The 18,997-nt window shown below is 61.2% G+C and carries 24 protein-coding genes; 14 read left to right on the top strand and 10 right to left on the bottom strand.

Annotation, left to right across the window (positions count from 1 at the left end; translation table 11 throughout):
* Nucleotides 1–147 precede the first annotated feature (147 nt).
* The gene (gene thiD / locus AEYBE204_RS29155) at nucleotides 148–930 is read right to left on the bottom strand and encodes a bifunctional hydroxymethylpyrimidine kinase/phosphomethylpyrimidine kinase (RefSeq protein ID WP_023462020.1); all 783 of its coding nucleotides are present in this window, start codon (nucleotides 928–930) and stop codon (nucleotides 148–150) included.
* A 77-nt stretch (nucleotides 931–1,007) separates the two neighbouring features.
* On the opposite strand from thiD, the gene AEYBE204_RS29150 reads away from it, so the two are divergent.
* Nucleotides 1,008–1,247 (top strand): DUF1653 domain-containing protein, encoded by a 240-nt coding sequence (locus AEYBE204_RS29150; RefSeq protein ID WP_031230346.1) that lies wholly within the window; start codon nucleotides 1,008–1,010, stop codon nucleotides 1,245–1,247.
* A gap of 128 nt (nucleotides 1,248–1,375) precedes the next feature.
* Complete coding sequence (locus AEYBE204_RS29145; protein WP_023462018.1) at nucleotides 1,376–1,741, top strand: hypothetical protein; 366 nt, start codon at nucleotides 1,376–1,378, stop codon at nucleotides 1,739–1,741.
* A 52-nt stretch (nucleotides 1,742–1,793) separates the two neighbouring features.
* Here AEYBE204_RS29145 and AEYBE204_RS29140 read toward each other — a convergent pair whose 3' ends face one another.
* The 5 genes from AEYBE204_RS29140 to murC all read right to left on the bottom strand — a co-directional run bounded on the left by AEYBE204_RS29140 (nucleotide 1,794) and on the right by murC (nucleotide 6,012).
* Nucleotides 1,794–2,150, bottom strand: a complete 357-nt coding sequence (locus AEYBE204_RS29140) for a hypothetical protein (protein WP_023462017.1) — start codon at nucleotides 2,148–2,150, stop codon at nucleotides 1,794–1,796.
* Between the two features lie 162 nt (nucleotides 2,151–2,312).
* A complete protein-coding gene (gene folP / locus AEYBE204_RS29135; RefSeq protein ID WP_023462016.1) occupies nucleotides 2,313–3,092 on the bottom strand; it encodes a dihydropteroate synthase in 780 nt (259 codons plus the stop codon).
* Between the two features lie 153 nt (nucleotides 3,093–3,245).
* Nucleotides 3,246–4,145 carry a UDP-N-acetylmuramate dehydrogenase gene (gene murB / locus AEYBE204_RS29130; RefSeq protein ID WP_023462015.1) on the bottom strand — a complete coding sequence of 300 codons (900 nt, stop codon included), beginning with the start codon at nucleotides 4,143–4,145 and terminating at the stop codon, nucleotides 3,246–3,248.
* A gap of 2 nt (nucleotides 4,146–4,147) precedes the next feature.
* Entirely contained in the window at nucleotides 4,148–4,591 is a 444-nt protein-coding gene (locus AEYBE204_RS29125) for a GFA family protein (protein ID WP_023462014.1), read from the bottom strand.
* On the bottom strand, nucleotides 4,588–6,012 hold the full coding sequence (gene murC, locus AEYBE204_RS29120) for a UDP-N-acetylmuramate--L-alanine ligase (protein WP_023462013.1): 1,425 nt from the start codon (nucleotides 6,010–6,012) through the stop codon (nucleotides 4,588–4,590). The genes AEYBE204_RS29125 and murC overlap by 4 nt, the downstream gene beginning before the upstream one ends.
* 150 nt (nucleotides 6,013–6,162) lie before the next feature.
* Here murC and AEYBE204_RS29115 point away from each other — a divergent pair, with 150 nt between their 5' ends.
* Together AEYBE204_RS29115 and AEYBE204_RS29110 are read left to right on the top strand one after the other, a co-directional pair.
* Nucleotides 6,163–6,426, top strand: coding sequence for a hypothetical protein (locus AEYBE204_RS29115; RefSeq protein WP_023462012.1), 264 nt, complete (start codon nucleotides 6,163–6,165; stop codon nucleotides 6,424–6,426).
* Nucleotides 6,419–6,709, top strand: coding sequence for a type II toxin-antitoxin system RelE/ParE family toxin (locus AEYBE204_RS29110; RefSeq protein WP_023462011.1), 291 nt, complete (start codon nucleotides 6,419–6,421; stop codon nucleotides 6,707–6,709). Before AEYBE204_RS29115 ends, AEYBE204_RS29110 begins: the two co-directional genes overlap by 8 nt.
* Here the strand turns inward: AEYBE204_RS29110 and AEYBE204_RS29105 are convergent.
* From AEYBE204_RS29105 to AEYBE204_RS29095, 3 genes are all read right to left on the bottom strand, one after another.
* Entirely contained in the window at nucleotides 6,706–7,767 is a 1,062-nt protein-coding gene (locus AEYBE204_RS29105) for an AI-2E family transporter (RefSeq protein WP_023462010.1), read from the bottom strand. The two genes, AEYBE204_RS29110 and AEYBE204_RS29105, sit on opposite strands and share 4 nt — an antisense overlap.
* A gap of 70 nt (nucleotides 7,768–7,837) precedes the next feature.
* Nucleotides 7,838–8,974 carry an undecaprenyldiphospho-muramoylpentapeptide beta-N-acetylglucosaminyltransferase gene (gene murG, locus AEYBE204_RS29100; protein ID WP_023462009.1) on the bottom strand — a complete coding sequence of 379 codons (1,137 nt, stop codon included), beginning with the start codon at nucleotides 8,972–8,974 and terminating at the stop codon, nucleotides 7,838–7,840.
* A gap of 146 nt (nucleotides 8,975–9,120) precedes the next feature.
* Nucleotides 9,121–10,275, bottom strand: a complete 1,155-nt coding sequence (locus tag AEYBE204_RS29095; RefSeq protein WP_023462008.1) for an FtsW/RodA/SpoVE family cell cycle protein — start codon at nucleotides 10,273–10,275, stop codon at nucleotides 9,121–9,123.
* A gap of 174 nt (nucleotides 10,276–10,449) precedes the next feature.
* Here AEYBE204_RS29095 and AEYBE204_RS29090 point away from each other — a divergent pair, with 174 nt between their 5' ends.
* The 10 genes from AEYBE204_RS29090 (at nucleotide 10,450) to AEYBE204_RS29045 (ending at nucleotide 18,360) form a co-directional block, all read left to right on the top strand.
* Nucleotides 10,450–11,550, top strand: a complete 1,101-nt coding sequence (locus AEYBE204_RS29090; protein WP_023462007.1) for a hypothetical protein — start codon at nucleotides 10,450–10,452, stop codon at nucleotides 11,548–11,550.
* 144 nt (nucleotides 11,551–11,694) lie between these two features.
* Nucleotides 11,695–11,892, top strand: coding sequence for a 50S ribosomal protein L35 (rpmI, locus tag AEYBE204_RS29085; protein WP_023462006.1), 198 nt, complete (start codon nucleotides 11,695–11,697; stop codon nucleotides 11,890–11,892).
* Between the two features lie 14 nt (nucleotides 11,893–11,906).
* Nucleotides 11,907–12,281, top strand: coding sequence for a 50S ribosomal protein L20 (gene rplT / locus AEYBE204_RS29080; RefSeq protein ID WP_023462005.1), 375 nt, complete (start codon nucleotides 11,907–11,909; stop codon nucleotides 12,279–12,281).
* Between the two features lie 157 nt (nucleotides 12,282–12,438).
* Nucleotides 12,439–13,512 carry a phenylalanine--tRNA ligase subunit alpha gene (gene pheS, locus AEYBE204_RS29075; RefSeq protein WP_023462004.1) on the top strand — a complete coding sequence of 358 codons (1,074 nt, stop codon included), beginning with the start codon at nucleotides 12,439–12,441 and terminating at the stop codon, nucleotides 13,510–13,512.
* Nucleotides 13,513–13,654: 142 nt separating this feature from the next.
* Nucleotides 13,655–16,120 carry a phenylalanine--tRNA ligase subunit beta gene (gene pheT, locus AEYBE204_RS29070; RefSeq protein ID WP_023462003.1) on the top strand — a complete coding sequence of 822 codons (2,466 nt, stop codon included), beginning with the start codon at nucleotides 13,655–13,657 and terminating at the stop codon, nucleotides 16,118–16,120.
* 275 nt (nucleotides 16,121–16,395) lie between these two features.
* Nucleotides 16,396–16,620, top strand: coding sequence for a hypothetical protein (locus AEYBE204_RS29065; RefSeq protein ID WP_023462002.1), 225 nt, complete (start codon nucleotides 16,396–16,398; stop codon nucleotides 16,618–16,620).
* Nucleotides 16,621–16,752: 132 nt separating this feature from the next.
* On the top strand, nucleotides 16,753–17,106 hold the full coding sequence (locus AEYBE204_RS39480) for a hypothetical protein (protein WP_023462001.1): 354 nt from the start codon (nucleotides 16,753–16,755) through the stop codon (nucleotides 17,104–17,106).
* Nucleotides 17,107–17,170: 64 nt separating this feature from the next.
* A complete protein-coding gene (locus AEYBE204_RS29055; RefSeq protein ID WP_023462000.1) occupies nucleotides 17,171–17,515 on the top strand; it encodes an EF-hand domain-containing protein in 345 nt (114 codons plus the stop codon).
* A 7-nt stretch (nucleotides 17,516–17,522) separates the two neighbouring features.
* Nucleotides 17,523–18,077, top strand: a complete 555-nt coding sequence (locus AEYBE204_RS29050; protein WP_023461999.1) for a sigma-70 family RNA polymerase sigma factor — start codon at nucleotides 17,523–17,525, stop codon at nucleotides 18,075–18,077.
* Nucleotides 18,070–18,360 (top strand): hypothetical protein, encoded by a 291-nt coding sequence (locus tag AEYBE204_RS29045; RefSeq protein WP_023461998.1) that lies wholly within the window; start codon nucleotides 18,070–18,072, stop codon nucleotides 18,358–18,360. Before AEYBE204_RS29050 ends, AEYBE204_RS29045 begins: the two co-directional genes overlap by 8 nt.
* Here AEYBE204_RS29045 and AEYBE204_RS29040 read toward each other — a convergent pair.
* Nucleotides 18,357–18,821, bottom strand: coding sequence for an Lrp/AsnC family transcriptional regulator (locus AEYBE204_RS29040; protein ID WP_023461997.1), 465 nt, complete (start codon nucleotides 18,819–18,821; stop codon nucleotides 18,357–18,359). The genes AEYBE204_RS29045 and AEYBE204_RS29040 overlap by 4 nt on opposite strands.
* Nucleotides 18,822–18,997: the final 176 nt, after the last annotated feature.

Genomic DNA, 18,997 nt, shown 5'->3' with positions numbered 1-18,997 from the left:
GCCGGAGCCTGATCAAACCGGCACCTCATGGCTCTGAAGGGTGTTCTCCCTCTTTTCCCTCCCCATCGGAGGGAGGACACCTCAGAGTTCACGAGCGCGTTCCAAAAAGTGTGCAGCGTTTTTGGAGTCAAACGCGCGACAAAAAATTCAAAGCACCCAGTTATGCCGCAACGGGCCATGCCCGTGCCCCAGATTCGGGGCCATCAGAATCGCCCCCAAGACATAGTCGCGCGCCATGCCGACGCTCTCGCTCAGAGGGCGCTCACTGGTAATCAAGGTTGCGCAGGCGCTGGCCAGAGTGCAACCCGTGCCGTGCGTATGCCGGGTTTCGACGCGCTTGGCGCTGTAGCGTTCGCCGCCGTCCGGTGTCATCAGCCAGTCCACCACCTCATCGCCATCGATATGCCCGCCCTTCATCAGCACGGCCTTCGCGCCGAGCTTGAGCAGGGCCTCGCCCGCTTTACGTTGCGAGTTTTCGTCAACGACCTCGATCCCCGTCAGCACCGCCGCTTCCGGCGCATTGGGCGTCAGTAAACCCGCGCGCGGGATCAGCACCGACCGGATGGCCGAAATCGCTTCCGACGGCAGCAGCGGGTGTCCGCCCTTTGCCACCATCACCGGATCGACCACGATGAAGGCGTCGGGCGCTTCGTCGATCAGCGCCGCTACGGTCTCGACCACCGGAATCGTCCCCAGCATCCCGGTCTTGATCGCGTCCGCGCCGATATCGCTGAGACAGGCACGGCCTTGCGCCGTGATGATCGCTTCCGGCACCGGCATCACGTCGGTCACCCCCAACGTGTTCTGCACCGTCAGGGCCGTGATCGCCGTCATGCCGTAGCCGCCCAGGCATGTCACGGCCTTCAGGTCGGCCTGAATCCCCGCCCCGCCCGAAGGGTCCGAACCCGCGATGATCAGCACACGACGCATAGCTATGCCTCCTAAGGAATTGACTTTCATTAGTCACGACGGCTCGCTAAGGAAAGACGCAAATGGAGGCCTTTGCCATGAGCCGTGCGATTTCCGACTACGACAGCGCCTTACCGACCGGGCTTTATCAGCATTACAAGGGCAAGACCTATGTGGTCTACGGCTCGGTCACCCACTCGGAAACCGAAGAGGTGCTGGTCCTGTATGCGCCCGTCGATCAGCCGTCCGGGGCGCGGTTATGGGTGCGCCCGCTGGCTATGTTCTGCGAATCCGTCGAAACTGAAGGTGGACCGGTGCCCCGGTTTTTGAAGATTTAAGCTGATATCCCCTCTCCCCTTCGGGGAGAGGGTTAGGGTGAGGGGGAAGTCCCCGCGCTCTTCTGTTTCCCCCTCACCCGGCGCTCACGCGCCGCCCTCTCCCCATAGGGGCGAGGGGATTTATTGACATGCCCTGTAAAAAAACACCGCCTGCCCGTTGGAACGAACTGGAACCCGATGCCTTTGGCGAGGCGGGCGATCCGCTGGTGCGCGTCATGCTGGGCAAGCTGGTCATCATTCGCCTGAACCAGATCGACGCCCGCGACGAGATGATCGGCTCGGAAATCATCGCCGGCAAGGTCGTACGCGCCAACCGCGCCGAAGGATTTGTGCTGTCTCTGGTCGGGCAGCGCAAGGGCGAGGAGTTTTACCTGCCGCTGGTCCCGCAGGCCTTCAAGCTCATCGATCCGGGGGACTACGGCTTAAGCTGCGGCACACCGATCCGTGACCCTGATTTTCAGGCCGCCTTCGATATTTATGCTAATCCGAATTAGAAGCGCATCCCAAAAAGGGTGAAGCGGTTTTTTGATGAGATGCGCGACAAGATTAGAAACGCGACGCGATGAATGCCCAGTCGTAGTCGCTGGACTTGGCCAGAGCTGCAATCGTGAGCCCCAGAACCAGAAACCCAATCGCTGGCAATAAAATGGTCAGAATATGCGTGCCGACGGATTTGGCAGGCTTATTTACCGTCCTGACCGGCGTCACGACGGTCTCTGCGGTCGTCCATTCGTAAGCCGGGGTTTCCAACTCTGCCACACCGACGGTCACCGGCGCTATCGTCACCGGCTCTGGCGTGGCGGGCGTTTCGACGGCGGTATGCGAGAACTTCAGATTCCGCTTGGGCCGCTCGGTCAGAACGGTTTTCTCGAACTGAGGTTTTTTCGTCAGCACCCGCTTCATCAGATAATCCCGTATCCGCCCCACCTGAGCGCCGCTCCCGCAGCGCACCCCAAAGGTTAACACGAGGCGGGCGGCGTCTGTAAATAGGCTTAATCGCGCCACTTCGTTTTTTTAAGCCGAAACTATCGGAGTGTTACATTTCAAAGACATATGACTCGCCTGTCAGGTGAGCGCCTGCCACAGGCGCAGGGCCTGCTTCATCGCCGCGACATCATGGACGCGCAGCATCCGCGCCCCGTTTTGCGCCGCATAAAGGTGCACGGCCATCGTCCCACCGATCCGCTGAGTGGCATCGGACGCCGCATCGCCATCACGTTCTTCCAGCGCCGCGATGAAACGCTTGCGCGATGCGGCCATCAGCAGCGGAAAGCCATGCGAGGCCAACCGTTCCGTCGCACGGATCAAAGCGAGATTATGCTCCAGCGCCTTGCCGAAGCCGATGCCCGGATCGAGCCAGATCCTGTCGCGCGCGATACCTGCGGCAATGGCGGCTTTGGCGCGGTCGAGCAGCCAGGCTTCGACCTCGACCACCACGTCCGTGTAGTGCGGCGCGGTCTGCATGGTACGCGGCTCACCCTGCATGTGCATCAGGATGACGTCGGCGTTCAGTTCGGCGGCGGTGCTCAGGCTATCCGGCGCATAGGTCAGCGCGGTGACATCGTTCCAGATCGTCGCTCCGGCATTGAAGGCGGCCCGCGCGACCTCCGGTTTGAGCGTGTCGATGCTGATCGGTCCGGACCATTCGGCGCGGATCGCTTCGATCAAGGGCGCGACTCGCGCGATCTCATCCTCGATGGACACCGGCGCGGCACCGGGACGCGTCGATTCGCCGCCGATATCGAGAACGTCCGCGCCTTCGGCAATCAGCTGGCGCGCACGGCTCAGCGGGTCATAACTCCCGCCGTCGGAAAACGAATCCGGCGTGGCATTGACGATGCCCATAATGAGGGGAAGGGATGTATGTGACGTCAAAGCGCCTCCTTCCCTTCGCCCCTGCGGGGAGAAGGTGGCCGATAGGCCGGATGAGGGGGAGTCAAAGGCACCGACGGCGGCCCCCTCACCCCAACCCTCTCCCCACAGGGAGAGGGGGTTAAGTTATTTGCGCCCGATGCGCTTGATTTCCCAATGCAGATCAATGCCGAACCTGTCTTTCACCTCGGCGCGCACCGTGTCGCCCAGACCTTCAAGGTCCGCCGCCGTCGCGTTGTCGGCATTGATCATGAAATTAGAATGCAGGTCCGAGAACTTGGCGCCGCCAAACAGCTTGCCACGCCAGCCCGCTTCGTCGACCAGCTTCCACGCCGAATGACCTTCGGGATTCTTGAACGTCGAGCCGCCGGTCTTTTCGCGGATCGGCTGGGTCGTTTCGCGGCGCGTGGTGATGGCTTCCATGCGTTCGGTCACGGCCTCGACACTGTCCGCCGTACCCTGATAGAGTGCCCCGACATAGATCAGATTTTCCGGTTCCGAATGCCGGTAGCTATAACCCATATCGGCGTTGGAAATGGTGATGCGCTCGCCGGCCCGCGTCAGGGCATAGGCTTCGACCAGAATGTCCTTGGTCTCCGAGCCATAGCACCCGGCATTCATCACCAGCGCCCCGCCGATGGTGCCCGGCACGCCGCGATAGAACTCAAGACCCGCGATACCGTTTTGCGCCGCGACCTTGGCCACGTTCGCATCGAGCGCCGCCGCCCCGGCATAGATGCGGTTATCGCCGCGCGCCTCGACCTGCGCGAAGTTGCGCCCGAGACGCACGACCACACCATCCAGCCCGCCGTCGCGGACCAGCAGGTTCGAGCCCACCCCGATCGGCGTCACCGGAATGGCCGGGTCGATCTTTTGCAAAAACGCCGCCAGATCGGCCTCGTCTTCAGGCAGGAAGATGACGTCCGCCGGGCCGCCGACGCGGAACCAGGTGAACGGCGCCAGTTCGGCGTTCTTCACGATCTTGCCGCGCACGGCAGGCAGGTTATCGATCCAGTTTTCAGGCAAGCTCAGGGTAAACGCTCCTGCAAATTCACAAAGCCCTCCGCGCGCTCATCAAGCTGCGTCGGTTCTTCCAGCGCACCGTCGCACAGTTTAAGCGACGGCCATTTCGATTCGATGCCGTGGTGCTGATCGAACGACACTGCGTTCGGATCATCGAGCGACCCCAGCGTCACATTGCACCACGTGCCCTTATTATAAGCGAAACTCAGCGGCGTCCCGCAGTCCCGGCAAAAGCCGCGCGTCGCGACCGTCGAGGACGCGTAAAAAACGGGTTCGCCCTTCGTCCACGCGAATTCGTCCTTGTGCGCGCCGCTGAACGCCCCGAAGACGTTGCCGACCGCGCGCTGACACATACGGCAGTGGCAGAAGCTGGCCGCGCCGGGCGCTACGGTAAAGCCGTAACGCACCGCGCCGCACTGGCATCCGCCCTCGGCCACATAGTGGCTCATCCCAAACTCTCTAGTTGCGCCGGCAGGGCATAGGCCCACTGCGTGATGTCGCCCGCGCCAAGCAGGACGACGATATCGCCGGACTTGGCCTCGCCGGCGACGATTTCCGCCAGCGCCGCCGGGCTTTCCAGCGCCACGGCGTTGCGGTGACCGAAGCGATGCAGAGCCTCGACCAGATCCTGTTTCGAGACGCCCTCGATCGGCTGTTCACCCGCCGAATAGACATCGGCGACGATGACCATGTCGGCGTCGTGGAAGCAGGTCGAAAACTCGGTCATCAGGTCGCGCAAACGCGTATAACGGTGCGGCTGAACGACCGCGAGGACACGGCCGGAACTGACCTGACGCGCGGCCTTGAGCACGGCGGCGATTTCGACCGGGTGGTGGCCGTAGTCGTCGATGACGCGGATGCCGTTGACCACGCCCGTAGTGGTGAAGCGACGCTTGACGCCGCCGAAACCTTCGAGGCCCTTGCGCACATCGGCTTCCGATACGCCCAGTTCGCGGGCGATGGCGATGGCCGCCGTGGCGTTCGACACATTGTGGTTGCCGGTCATCGGCAGCTTGAGGCCGGCCCAGGTAAACGGCTCGACGCCTGTGGGCGAAAAGACTACATCGAACACCGCGCCTTCTGGGCCGAAGTCAATATTGGTGCAGCGGACCTCGGCCTGAGGTGAGACACCGTAGGGTATCAGGCGGCGGTTCTCGACCTTGGCGGTCAGGGCCAGCACTTCCGGATGATCGACGCAGACGGCGGCGAAGCCATAGAACGGAATATTCTCGACGAAATCGACGAAGCCCTTTTTGACCGCTTCGAAATCACCCCAGTGATCGAGATGTTCGGCGTCGATATTGGTGACGATGGCCAGCGTCGATTTCAGACGCAGGAACGAGCCGTCGGACTCGTCGGCCTCGACCACGATCCAGTCACCGTCGCCGACCTTGGCATTGGTGCCGTAGGCGTTGATGATGCCGCCATTGACCACCGTCGGATCGAGCCCGCCCGCATCGAGCAGGGCCGCCACCATCGAGGTCGTCGTCGTCTTGCCGTGGGTGCCGCCGACCGCGATCGAAAATTGCAGACGCATCAGTTCGGCCAGCATCTCGGCGCGACGCACCAGCGGGATGCGGCGCGACCGCGCGGCCACCATTTCCGGATTGTCTTGCTTCACCGCCGTCGAATAGACCAGCGCCGAGACATCGTCGGTGACGTGGGCGGCTTCGTGGCCGATAAAGATCGTCGCGCCCAGCTTTTGCAGGCGCTCGGTATTGGCGGAGGCCTTGGCGTCGGAGCCCTGCACCTTGTAGCCGATCTTGATCATGATTTCGGCGATGCCGCTCATGCCGATGCCGCCGATGCCGACGAAATGCACGGGACCGAGATCGAAGGGCGTCGGGCGAAGCTTGGAAGGCGAAATCATGCGGGAATCTTCGTAAATCACAGAGGGATATTTGCTTTAATCCATCCGATTCCGCCTGTCACGGAGGATTTTGAGCGCAGTCTATAATCGGAATATTTGCGATCAGATCGGATTTAATGCTACTATGTCGGCATTCACAGGAGCATCGCTATGGCCAAGTTTTCCATTTCTATGACTGATCGCATGGCCGCCACCGTTCAGGCCCGCGTCGAGGCCGGCGACTATAACAATGTCAGCGAATATTTCCGCGATCTGATCCGCCGGGATGCTGAAAAGCGTGAGGCTGAAGACCGTCTGCGCGTCATCTTCGACGAAGCTGAAGCGAGCGGCGTCAGCGACAAGAGTTTCGATGAAATCTGGGACGAAGCCGAAGCCAACTACCTGAAACAGCAGGACGTCAAGCGCCATGCCTGAGTTCAGCCTCAGCGCTCAGGCGGGCCGCGACCTGATCGACATTTCACGATATACGTTCGAAACCTTCGGCCTGTCTCAGGCGCGTATCTATCGTCAGGAACTCTACGAAACTTTTACATCGATAGCCAATCATCCGCTGATGGGTGCACCATGCGACCACATACGCCCCGGCTTTCGTCGTCTGACGCACGGCTCACATACAGTCTATTACAGGGGCTTGCGTGGCAGTATCCGGATCATGCGGGTCCTGCACCAATCGCAGGACCCGCTCAAACATCTCTAACCCTTGGGCGACTCACCCGCCGCCTGAGCCTCGGCGCCGTGGTCGCCCAGCACTTCGCCGATATAGAACTTCATCACCAGCGTGTGCAGCACCACCGTCAGCGGCGTGGCGAACAGCACGCCTAAAGGCCCCAGCAAAGCACCGAAGCCCAGAACCGCAAACAGGGTAATCACCGTCGGGATCGAGGCGACGTGCTTTTGCACCATCGGCGTGATGACGTTCGACTCAAGTTGCGACACACCGATATAGATGACCAGAGCCGCAATGAAGGTCGTCGAGCTTTCCGAGGCCGCCAGAAGCAGGCCGGGTCCCGCCGACACGACCGGCCCGACGATCGGCACGAATTGCGCCAGACCCGACATCAGCCCCAGAGCCCCTGCCGACGGCACGCCCGCCGCATAAAGCCCGATGGCAGTCAGCGACCCCACCAGCACCATCGAGAACAACTGGCCCAGCAGCCACAGGCGCAGGGCCTTGCCGCTGAGGTTCAGACCTTCGCGCACCCGGTCTTTCTGCGATTTGGGAAAAAGGCGGACGATGCCGTCGCGATAGCTGAGGGGCTGCATAGCGATAAAGATACCGGCGACGATGACTACCACCAGATTGGCAATGGATGAAGCGACCTCCCCTGCGATCTTCGGTACCAGCGACAGAACGCCCGACGCCTTCTGACCCAGTTGATTGACCTGATCGAGGATCATGGCCCCGATATCGGATGTCCGAAGCTGCGCCTGAATGCGCTCCCAGGCCACCGGCAATTGCTCGGACAGATTGTTGGTTTGCAGGACGATCTCGCGTCCGAAGAAGAACCCGGCACCGACGATCAGCAGAATCAGGATCACCAGCCCCAGCAGGACGGCCCAGCTTTCCTTGAACTTCAGATATTTGATGAAGGGTTCCGCCGTGGCGCGTAACACGGTTGCTACGACGATGGCACCGAACACCAACAGCCACAGGCTGATCAACTTGACCGCCAGCAGGCTCAACGCCACCACCATCAGCAGGAACAGCGTCTTTTGCAGGAATGCGGTGTCGATCTTGTCGCGTTTGAAGAACATGGCGGCCCCCGTAATCACATCAATCTAATCCGATTTGAGGGCAGCACCATCAGGAATCAATGTTGTAAAGTTATTCCTGTGCCTTTTTCTTGATCGTGCGCTCGACCAGATCGGCCAAAAGCTCGGCGGCATCCGGGCGCGCGACCGACTTGGCGGCATCCGAGCGTTTTTTGAGCCCTGCCCCGCCCTCTTCGATCAGGCCGCGAATGGCGTAGGACAGGCTTTGCGCCGTGACATCATCTTCGCGCAGGACTACGGCGGCCCCGGCTTCTTTCAGGACGGCGGCGTTGTGGGTCTGGTGGTCATCGGCGGCGATTTTCAGCGGGATCAGGATCGACGGCTTGCCCGCCACGGCCAGTTCGGAACAGGTCGAGGCCCCCGACCGCCCGATGACGATGTGGGCGCGGCCCAGACGCTCGGCCATATTGTCGAAGAAGGGCGCGACCTCGGCATCGATTTCCGCATCGGCATAGGTTTTGGTGGCGAACTCGATCTGTTCGGCGCGGGTCTGCTGCTCGACTTTCAACAGGATACGCAAGCTGACCGGCAACAAGGCCAGAGCCTGAGGCACGGTTTCGGACAGGATCTTCGCGCCCTGCGACCCGCCCGTGATCAACAGGCGAATCTCCTTGTCGACCGCCGGATAGGGTGCCTCATAGAGGGCGCGGATATCAGGCCGAACCGGATTGCCGACGACCTGCACCTGACCTTCGAGCGCCGCCGGGGCCATTTTCAGCACCGGAAACGCGCAGGCCACCGCATCGACCTTGGCACAGACCTGGCGGTTGGAGCGGCCCAACACCGAGTTCTGTTCGTGCAGCAGAGTTACATCTTTACGCCCCAGCGCCGCCATCAGCGCCGGATAGGAGGGGTAACCGCCGAAACCGATCACCGCCCACGGCTTGAGGCGCTTGAAGGCTTTCGTCGCTTGCCGCGTACCGGCGAAGATTTTCAGCGCGGCCTTGGCCATGCCGACGACATCGCCTTTTTTGAAGGTCGCCGCTTCCAGCGATAGACGTTCGATGGCCGGGAATTTCTCGGCATAGGCCGCGCCGCGCGCATCGGACGCCAGCACCACCTGCCAGCCGCGAGAGATCAGTTCCCGCGCCAAGGCCTCTGCGGGGAACATGTGCCCGCCGGTTCCGCCTGCGGCGACGACGGCCAACGGCGTTTCGGAACGGGGTTTGGGTTTCTTGGTTTTGGGCATTCGGACCTCGCATTCTTCCCTTCTCCCGGCTTGCGGGAAGAAGGTGGTCCGAAGGACCGGATGAGGGGCGAGTCCCACGAAAGAAAGTGGCCCCTCACCCGACGCTTCGCGTCACCCTCTTCCCGTAAACGGGGCGAGGGAATTTGTCACCACTTCGTGTGATCGTCGGGCACGACTTCCGCCGGGCGTTTGCGCGTCAGGGCCAGAATCAACCCCATGCACAGCCCCATGGCCAGCAGCGACGACCCGCCATAGGAGATGAACGGCAGGGTCATGCCCTTGGGCGGAATGACCTGCAAATTGACGCTGACATTGATCAGAACCTGCATCCCCAGCATGATGTAAAGGCCCGACGTGGCGATCTGACGGAAGGCGTCCGGCATGGCCATCGCTTTCCACAGGCCACGAATGACCACGAAGGCGAAGATCGAAATCAGCAGCAGCGACAGCCACAGGCCATACTCTTCCGCCGCTACCGAATAGATGAAGTCGGTGTGCATGTCGGGGATCATGCGCTTCATGGTGCCTTCGCCGACGCCGGTCCCGGTCAGACCGCCATTGGCGATCGCCGCCGCCGCGCGTTCGACCTGAAAGCGATCGCCGGCGGGGTCGATGAAGTCCTTGATGCGGTCGCGAAAGTGCGGAAGGATGAAATAGAGACTGACCAGACCGGCGGCTCCGGCCCCTGACAGTCCTACGATCCACCGCGTCGGCACGCCCGATATATAGAAGCAGGCCCCGAAGGCGATGGTGATCAGGATCGACTGCCCCACATCCGGCTGAATCAGCAGCAAAGCGATACACAGGCCGTAGAGGCAGAAGGCGATGGTCACGCCGGGGACGCCCTTGCCCTTTTGCCCTTCGGCGAACATCCACGACACCAGCACGATCAGGGCGGGCTTGATGAATTCCGACGGCTGGAGGCTGAAAAAGCCGAGATCGAGCCAGCGACGACCGCCCTTTGAGGTGTGTCCGATTAGCGGCAACAGCGCCATGACGGTGATCGCCCCGCCATAGATGGCGACCGAGGCCCGGCGCACGCCCTTGAGCGAGAACATTGAAATGGCCAGCATCAGCCCGATCGAGGCTGCGGCAAACAGGAAGTGGCGCTGGGTGAAATAGAACTCATTGGCAATGCCGACCTTGGGCGCGGCAACCGGCGACGATGAAAATGAGAAGACCAGCCCGGCCATGATCAGCAACATCACGAAGGCGAGTGTCAGTTTATCGACCGTCCACCACCACATCGCCAACGGCGAGCGGTCGGTACGCGTGAACGGATGGGCAAAGCCGGTAGCCATAAGCAAGCCACTTTCACAAAGGATTGGGCACAGATTTACAGGAAGGTGCGCCAGTGACGCCAAGCGAGGAGAATCGCCGCAACACGGTTAATATGACGTTAAATCCGCGCATCTCACGTACTCGACACACAGCTTTTCGGCCTTATACTACAGCCCCATTAAGGGGAACAGGTCATGCGCACATTCATATTCTTGCTGGCCATCAGCCTGTCATTAATCTCTCCGGCAGCCGGGCATGCCGATGTCGTCAAGTGGGACAGCCGGACCCTGTGCAGCGCCAGCTATGCGCAATGGGCGTGGCGCAATCCCAATCTGGATGTCGATACCGAACCTTCAACGACTGACGTAAAAGGTCTCTATACGAATATTCTGACCTGTACGGTCGGCGGTCATCATGTCCGCATCAACTGGCGTGCGGAACCTAACCCCTTTTACCGCTGTGGCGCGACCGAAAACGGGATACTGAGCGCCTGGGTCGATGGCGTAAAGGTCGTCGATAAGGCCGCCTATGGTGATTATCAGGCCTGTCAGGGTGGAGATACCAAGACTCTGGTCAAGCTCATTATCAACAAACAGCTTAATCTGACCCTATGCGTCGGCGACCCTTTCGATAGCGATACGAAACCGGACTGCGCCCTTACGCCGCTTGATCTGAAAGACAAGCCGCGTGAGGCGCTGTATGCCGCTCCCTTAAAAGCGACACCACCAGCTCTAATCCTGCATACGATTCGGGAGTCGATCTGTGATGCCCTGACGCCCGATCTGAACCGTCAAACGGAAGACCCGATTGCGCTCAAAGTCCTGATCGGAACAACCTCTAATTTCGGCAAGGATATAGATCTTTTCGACCTCGATAAGCCGATCGACCGCACGTTTACCGCCGATATCGACAATGACAACAAGACCGACCATTTGCGGCTGCATTTCGAACCGACCCGGCGCAATATCCCCGGTATTTTTTCATGGCAAAGCGGCGCTCAGGGCCGGGAAATCGTCATCGACGGTCGCGCGCTGGGCGATAAAAACCCTGATACCGAATTGATCGATGACCTGCGCTTTGTGAAGCTGAACGGACGCGTTTACCTTTATCGCCTGACGCTCAGCCTGACCAATGGCTTTGTCGGCATCGAAACCGGTGAAGTCGAAGCCTATTTCGCCACCTTACCTGATCTGTCCGCCGTCGAAACGCGCCAGCTTTACGAACTGAGTCCCGATGGAAAGATCAAACCGCTCTGCGGCTGGTCACCCCGTCAGCGCCCGGAAGAGTATCTGTAAGGCATATCTGTAAAGACTCCGCTTGCACGGATAAATCTTTTCCTGTATCAGCCCCACCTTCCTACGGACTCGCCGGGCCAATGACATGCCTTGGCGGGTTTTCACCCCTTCCAAGAGGGCGACCCTAACCCGGTCGTACAGCAAATGTCAAAACTGAAGACCAAATCGGGCGCCAAAAAGCGTTTCCGTTTCACGGCCTCGGGCAAGGTAAAGGCCGGCGTCGCCGGTAAGCGCCACCGTCTGATCTCGCACAACAGCAAGTACATCCGTCAGAACCGCGGCACCTCGGTCATGTCGGCGGCTGATACCGTGAAGATCAAATCCTACATGCCCTACGCCTAAGGAGAACGTGAACCATGGCACGCGTTAAAAGAGGCGTAGTTTCCCACGCCCGTCACAAAAAAGTTCTGAAGCAGGCAAAAGGCTTTTACGGCCGCCGCAAGAACACCATCCGTACCGCCAAGGCGGCCGTCGATAAAGCCGGCCAATACGCCTACCGCGACCGCCGCGTCAACAAGCGCAACTTCCGCGCTCTGTGGATTCAGCGTATCAACGCTGCGGCCCGTCTGGAAGGCTTCACCTACTCGCAGTTCATCCACGGCCTGAACCTGGCCGGTATCGAACTGGACCGCAAGTCGCTCTCGAACATCGCGATGGACGACGCCGTGGCCTTCAAGGCCATTGCCGATCAGGTCCGCGCCGCGCTCGACGCCGCTCCGGTCGCCGCTTAAGTTTTTAAGCGACTGACGATAAGAAAACCCCGCGCTGGCAATAGCGCGGGGTTTTTCGTTTATCTCTCTTCTCTGACGCATAGCGGAGATAGAAAACGCTTCACTCGACGGCGATTGCGCACTAAACAGGCGCGACCAAAGTTAAAAGTGATCCGTGATGAGCAACTATTCCGACCTGGCTGCCGAAATCGAAGCCGAAATCCTGACCGCGCAAGACCTTGCGGCGCTCGACGCCGTGCGCGTGTCGGCGCTGGGCAAGACCGGGCGCATTTCCGGCCTGCTGAAAACGCTGGGCACCCTGCCGCCCGAAGAGCGCAAGGCGACCGGCGCGGCCATCAACGCCGTCCGCGACAGCGTTCAGGCGACGCTCGACGCCCGCAAGGACGTACTGGAAGCCGAGCATCTGGCCAAGCGCCTGCAATCCGAGCGCATCGACCTCTCCCTGCCCTCGGCCCCGCGTCCCAAAGGCGGCGTTCACCCGACCATGCAGGTCATGGACGAGATGGTCGCCATCTTCGCCGAGATGGGCTTCGAGGTCGCCGAAGGCCCGGATATCGAAGACGATTTCCACAACTTCACCGCCCTGAACTTCCCCGAGAAGCACCCGGCGCGCGAAATGCACGACACCTTCTTCTTTAATCCTGACGAACAGGGCGTGCGCAAGCTGCTGCGCACCCACACCTCGCCGGTCCAGATCCGCACCATGATTTCGGGCACCCCGCCGTTCCGCCTGATCGTACCGGGCCGCGTCTTCCGCTGCGACTCGGACCAGACCCACACGCCGATGTTCCATCAGATCGAAGGACTCGTCATCGACAAGGGTGCCCATATGGGCCACCTGAAGTGGGTGCTGGAAACCTTTATCTCGCGCTTCTTCGAGACGAACGACGTCACGACGCAGTTCCGCCCGCACCACTTCCCCTTCACCGAGCCCTCCGCCGAGCTGGACGTGCGCTGTTCGTGGGAAAAGGGCGAGCTCAAGGTGGGCTCCGGCGACTCGTGGCTCGAAGTGCTCGGCTGCGGCATGGTCCACCCGAACGTGCTCAAAGCCTGCGGCCTCGATCCCGAAGAATATCAGGGCTTTGCCTGGGGCATGGGCGTCGATCGCCTCGCCATGCTGAAATACGGCGTGCCGGACCTGCGCGACATGTTCGCCGCCGATACGCGCTGGCTCTCGCACTACGGGTTTAGCGGCTTCAACGCCCCGAACCCGGCTTCTGGCCTAAGCTAATTCATACTCCCCCGTGCTACGGGGGAGATGTCACGAAGTGACAGAGGGGGGCCTTTACGCTCTTGCAAAGGCCCCCCACCGTCTTTTACTTCGCAAAATCCACCTCCCCCGCGTGGCGGGGGAGTATTTCGAAGAAAACGCCATGAAATTCTCCCTGAGCTGGCTCAAAGATCACCTCGACACCGCCGCCGACATCCATGCGGTGGCTGCCGCCATGACCGCCGCAGGCCTTGAGGTCGAAGACGTCACCGATCCCTCGGCGAAGCTGAAACCCTTCACCGTCGCCAAGGTCGTTGAGGCCGCGCGCCACCCCAATGCCGACAAGCTTCAGGTGCTTCAGGTCGACACCGTCGACGGGCGCAAGGAAATCGTCTGCGGCGCGCCCAATGCCCGCGCCGGTCTGACCACTGTCTATGCCCCCATCGGTGCCTATGTGCCCGGCCTCGGTGTGACGCTGGTCGAAAAGCCCGTGCGCGGCGTCGTGTCGAACGGCATGATGTGTTCCGCCGCCGAGCTGGAACTCGACAGCGACTCCGACGGCATCATGGAGCTCTCCGACGACCTCGCCGTCGGCACGCCGGTCACCGAGGTCTTCGGCACCGAGCCCGTCATCGACTTCGAAGTCACCCCCAACCGTCCCGACTGGCTGGGCGTCCACGGCATCGCCCGCGACCTCGCCGCCACAGGCCTTGGCGCGTTCACTGAGAAAGCCATCGCACCGGTCGCAGGCACCTTCCCTTGCCCGATCACCGTCAAGGTCGATGGCGATGCCTGCCCGCTGTTCTCCGGTCGCGTCATTCGCGGTGTGAAAAACGGCCCGTCGCCCAAGTGGTTGCAGGACAAGCTGACCTCGATCGGCCTCAAGCCGATTTCGGCACTGGTCGACATCACCAACTATATGTCGTTCGACCGCGCCCGCCCGCTGCACGTCTATGATGTGGCGAAGCTGGTCGGCACCGTCATCGAAGCCCGCCTCGGCCACGACAACGCGCAGGCAGAGGGCGAACACGCCCATGCGCACGAACAACTGATCGCGCTCGATGGCAAGACCTACAGCCTGACGCCCGACATGTGCGTCATCGCCGACGCCAATGGCGAGCGCCCTATCGGCCTCGGCGGCGTCATGGGCGGCGAGTCCACCGGCGTCGACGTCGACACCGTGGACGTGTTCCTTGAATCGGCATGGTTCGACCCGATCCGCACAGCGCAGACGGGCCGCACCACGACCATCACGTCAGACGCGCAATACCGCTTCGCGCGCGGCGTCGATCCGGAATTCGTCGTCCCCGGCCTTGAACTGGCGACGCAACTGATCCTCGATCTGTGCGGCGGCGAGCCGTCGGAGATCGTGGTCGCGGGCGAAGCGCCGAAAGGCCGACCGGATATCATCTTCAAGTTGAATCACGTCGAGAAACTGACCGGCCTGAAAATCTCGCAGGACGAGATCAAGGACATACTGACCAGACTCGGCTTCGGCATCAAAGACCACACGGCGGCCGAAGAGACCTATCTCAACGCCGACAGCTATTACGAGCAGTTTATCAATGTCTCGGTACCGTCGTTCCGCCGCGACGTCGAAGGCAAGGCCGATCTGGTCGAGGAAATCGCCCGTATCTACGGCTTCAACCACATCCCTTCGACACCGCTGCCGGTCGTAGCCCCCAAAAACGGCGGCGTCCTCACCGCGTCGCAGGCCAGGGCCCGCGTTGCCCGCCGCGCGCTGGCCGCCTTCGGTTACTCCGAGGCCGTGACCTGGTCGTTCATGCGGCAGGACTGGGCCAGGCTGTTCGGCGGTGGCGACGATAAACTGCTGCTGGCCAATCCGATCGCCTCGGAACTGAACTGCATGCGCCCGTCGGCCTTGCCGAACCTGCTTGAAGCCGCCGGTCGCAACGCGGCCAAAGGCTTTGCCGGGTCGTACCTGTTCGAAATCGGCCCGGTCTATCAGGGGCTTGAACCCAACGACCAGAAAACGGTCATCACGGCGCTCCGCGCACCCGACAAGGCGCGTCACTGGGGTTCAACGGGCGAAGACGCCCTGTTCGGCCTGAAATCCGACCTGCTGCGTTTGTTGGAAGAATTGAACGTGCCGGTGGCGTCCTTGCAACTGGTGCAGGGGTCGAACAGTGCGCACTGGCATCCGGGTCGTTCGGCACGCCTGCAACTGGGCCCTAAGCAGGTTCTGGCCGAGTTCGGTGAACTGCATCCGTCGGTGCTCAAGGCGCTGGACCTGGATGGCGCTTATGCCGCGTTCGAGGTGCGCCTCGACCTCCTGCCCTCGCCGAAGGCAAAAAGCGGCAAGTCAAAGGGCGCGTTGAGCCTGTCGAACCTGATGCCGCTGACGCGCGACTTCGCCTTCCTTATGGACGCCAATGCCGTGTCGGGCGATCTGGTCAAGGCGATTAAGGGTGCGGACAAGGCGTTGATCACCGACGCCCGCGTGTTCGACGTCTATCGCGGTCAGGGCGTGCCGGAGGGTCAGGTGTCTCTGGCCATCGAAGTGACCCTGCAACCGACGGACAAGACCCTGACCGAGCCGGAAATTGACGCCGTGTCGCAAAAGATCGTCGCTGCCGCGAATAAGGCTGGGGCGACATTGCGTTCGTAACGCTTATACCTCCCTGCACTTGTGCGGGGAGGAGGGAGGCCGAAGGCCGGAAGGTGGGGTGTTTTTCTGACTTTCCGCGACCGCCGCTTTAAGAAAGTAAGAACCCCACCACCGCATCTAGCGCTTCGCGCGTCGTGCGGTCCCCCTTCCCGGCACGCCGGAGAGGTATGATTTAGAGTTAACCTCCCTTAACCCTCTCTTTACGCACGCTTTTAAGCTTTCGCGCGCATTATCCACAGACCGGCCCTCTCGGCCGACTCAGTGGATCGCGTACCATGATTGCTTTCAACACCGCCGCGATGGGCGCCCTCAACGCCGCTCAGCGGTTCGACAAGGCCGCCGTCAGATCCGTCAGCGAGACCGCGACGACGTCCGGCGCCCGCGACGTGGTCAGCGCCTTTGTCGAGCAGAAAGACGCGCGCACCGCCTTCGAGGCCAGCCTTCAGGTACTGAAAACCAGCGACGAAATGACCGGGCGTCTCCTGAACATCAAGGTATAAGAAAAAATAGTTCCTGCCGCAGGTTAATCGATGGCGCGCGCGTACAAGTGATACCGTTGCCTGAGGCGACGGGCGTTCACTTTGGAAACACCCACGGAATCCCCTCTCAGGACTCCTTGCCAGGAATCTCTCATGAAAAAATTGCTTATCGCTTCGGCGCTGCTGCTCATCGCGCCGGTCGCTGCCCTTGCGCAAGACGCTCCGCCCCCGCCGCCCGGCGGCGGCATGGGTCAAGGTGGCGGTCAAGGCCCGCGCATGACCCCCGAAGAGCGCTTCGCCCAGCAGGACGCCAACAAGGACGGCTTCATCACGAAAGACGAATATAAGGGCCGTCGCCCGGAAATGTTCGACGAGATGGACGCCGACAAGGACGGCAAGGTGTCGAAGGACGAAATGGTCGCGGCCTTCAAGGCCCGCATGGCTCAAGGCGGCGGTCAGCGCGGCCAGGGCGGTCAGGGCGGCGAGCAAAAGCCGAAGACCAACTAAACCCTATACCGGAAGGCTGGCGTTCCCAACCGCCTTCCCCCTTATCTTCCCTAAGGAATACCTCATGTCCCCTGCTTTTGTCAGGACTACCCTGATCGTCGCGGGTCTGCTGGTTGCGGCGGCCCCCGCTGTGGCTCAGAAACAAAACCCCGTCCCGACACAAACGCCGGATGGCCCGTGGCAGAAAAAAGACCGACCGCCCGAAGCCCTGCGCGAACGGTTCGAGCAACGCTTTTTCGAGAAGCTCGATGCCAACCGCGATGGCGTGGTGTCGCGCGACGAATTCCGCCGTCAGGCCGACGAGCGCTTCGACAAGCTGGACGCCAATAAGGACGGCAAGCTGTCGCGCGAAGAAATCCGCGCCGAAGTTCACAAGGGTCCCGATAAAAACCCGCCAAAGCCTCAATAACGGCGCGATGCTGGAACGCACCGCAGACAACGACCTGGTCAGACGCATGGCGGCGGGCGATACCGCGGCCTTCCGTCACCTCGTTGACCTGCATATGCCCAAAGCCCATGCCGTTGCCTATCGGGTGCTGCTCAACCGCGAAGACGCCGAAGATGCGGTTCAGGCAGCCTTCACCAAGGTGTGGACCCACGCCAAACGCTTCGATCCGGCAAAATCGGCCTTTTCGACCTGGCTCTACACCATCGTCACGCGCACTTGTCTCGACCGGTTGCGACGGGCAAAACCGGTCAGCCAGCCGATCGAGGACTGGACAGAACGCCTGAGCGACGACAGCCCCGATGCCCATACGGCGATGGAAACCCGGCAAAAGGCGCAGGCCGTGCGCGATGCCGTGGCCACCTTGCCGCCCAATCAGCGGATGGCCGTGGTCCTGTGTTATTTCGAGGGCTTCAGCAATGCCGAGGCGGCGCAAAGCCTGAAACTGAATGTAAAAGCGCTGGAATCCCTGCTGGTCAGGGCGCGCAAAAGCCTGAAAACTGTGTTAGGGTCCGATCATGGATGAATTCGTCAACAAGCTGAAAGTCTGGACCGCCCCCGCGCCGTCAACGGGTCTGAGCGAGCGGATCGTGGCCCGCGCCACCGCCCGAAGCGTGCGTCCTGCGATGCTCGATATCTGGCGCGAAGAACTCATGCTGTCCCTGACCGACTGGCGCTACGGCCTGACCTATAAGGCCGCGGCTTTGGCCGCCTGCGCCCTGATCGGCGTCGGCCTGACGATGAACCTCAACGACCCGGTACACGAAGACAGCAATCTGGAAGAAATCGCGTTTATTGTGGGGATTTAACCCATCTTCACGGTGCGGATCGAAAACTGCGACACCAGTTTCGACACCCCCGGCATGGACGACAGCACGTCGCGGTGGACGTCCTCGTACGACAGGCTTTCGCGCAGGACGATCTTGAGCAGGTAATCGGCCTCCCCCGACATCAGGTGGCATTCCTCGATCGCGGCGATCTGCACCACCGCCTTTTCGAACTTCTCGAAGGTCTCGCGCCGCTGGTCCTGAAGCGTGACATGTACGAAGACCATGCCCTGCTTGCCCTGCACGCTTTCGGCGATGACCGCTCGATAGCCGGCGATGATCCCGCGCTGCTCCAGCAGCTTGACACGACGGTGCGCGGCCGAGGGGCTGAGGCCGACCTTTTCCCCCAGTTCCGCCGCCGTCGCACGGGCATCGTTGCGCAGAACCTTGATCAGTTCGCGGTCGAAGGAATCGAGATCGGAAAATTTATCGGAATTGACCATGGAATTGAGAATATATCCCGCAAATCCGCAAGACAAGCCGCATAATTGCGAAAAAATCTCGTTAAATTTGATACGATTGCCCGTGAGGCCTGCGATACCTCACGAATTCCCCTTTATATCGCCTTTGCTTGACTCCGCCCGGTGAGCGCGTTTAGCTGCGCCAGACGACAGGTGGG

It is taken from the genome of Asticcacaulis sp. YBE204 (assembly GCF_000495855.1).
Classification (GTDB): domain Bacteria; phylum Pseudomonadota; class Alphaproteobacteria; order Caulobacterales; family Caulobacteraceae; genus Asticcacaulis.
This window is presented reverse-complemented; position numbering and strand designations above follow the sequence as displayed.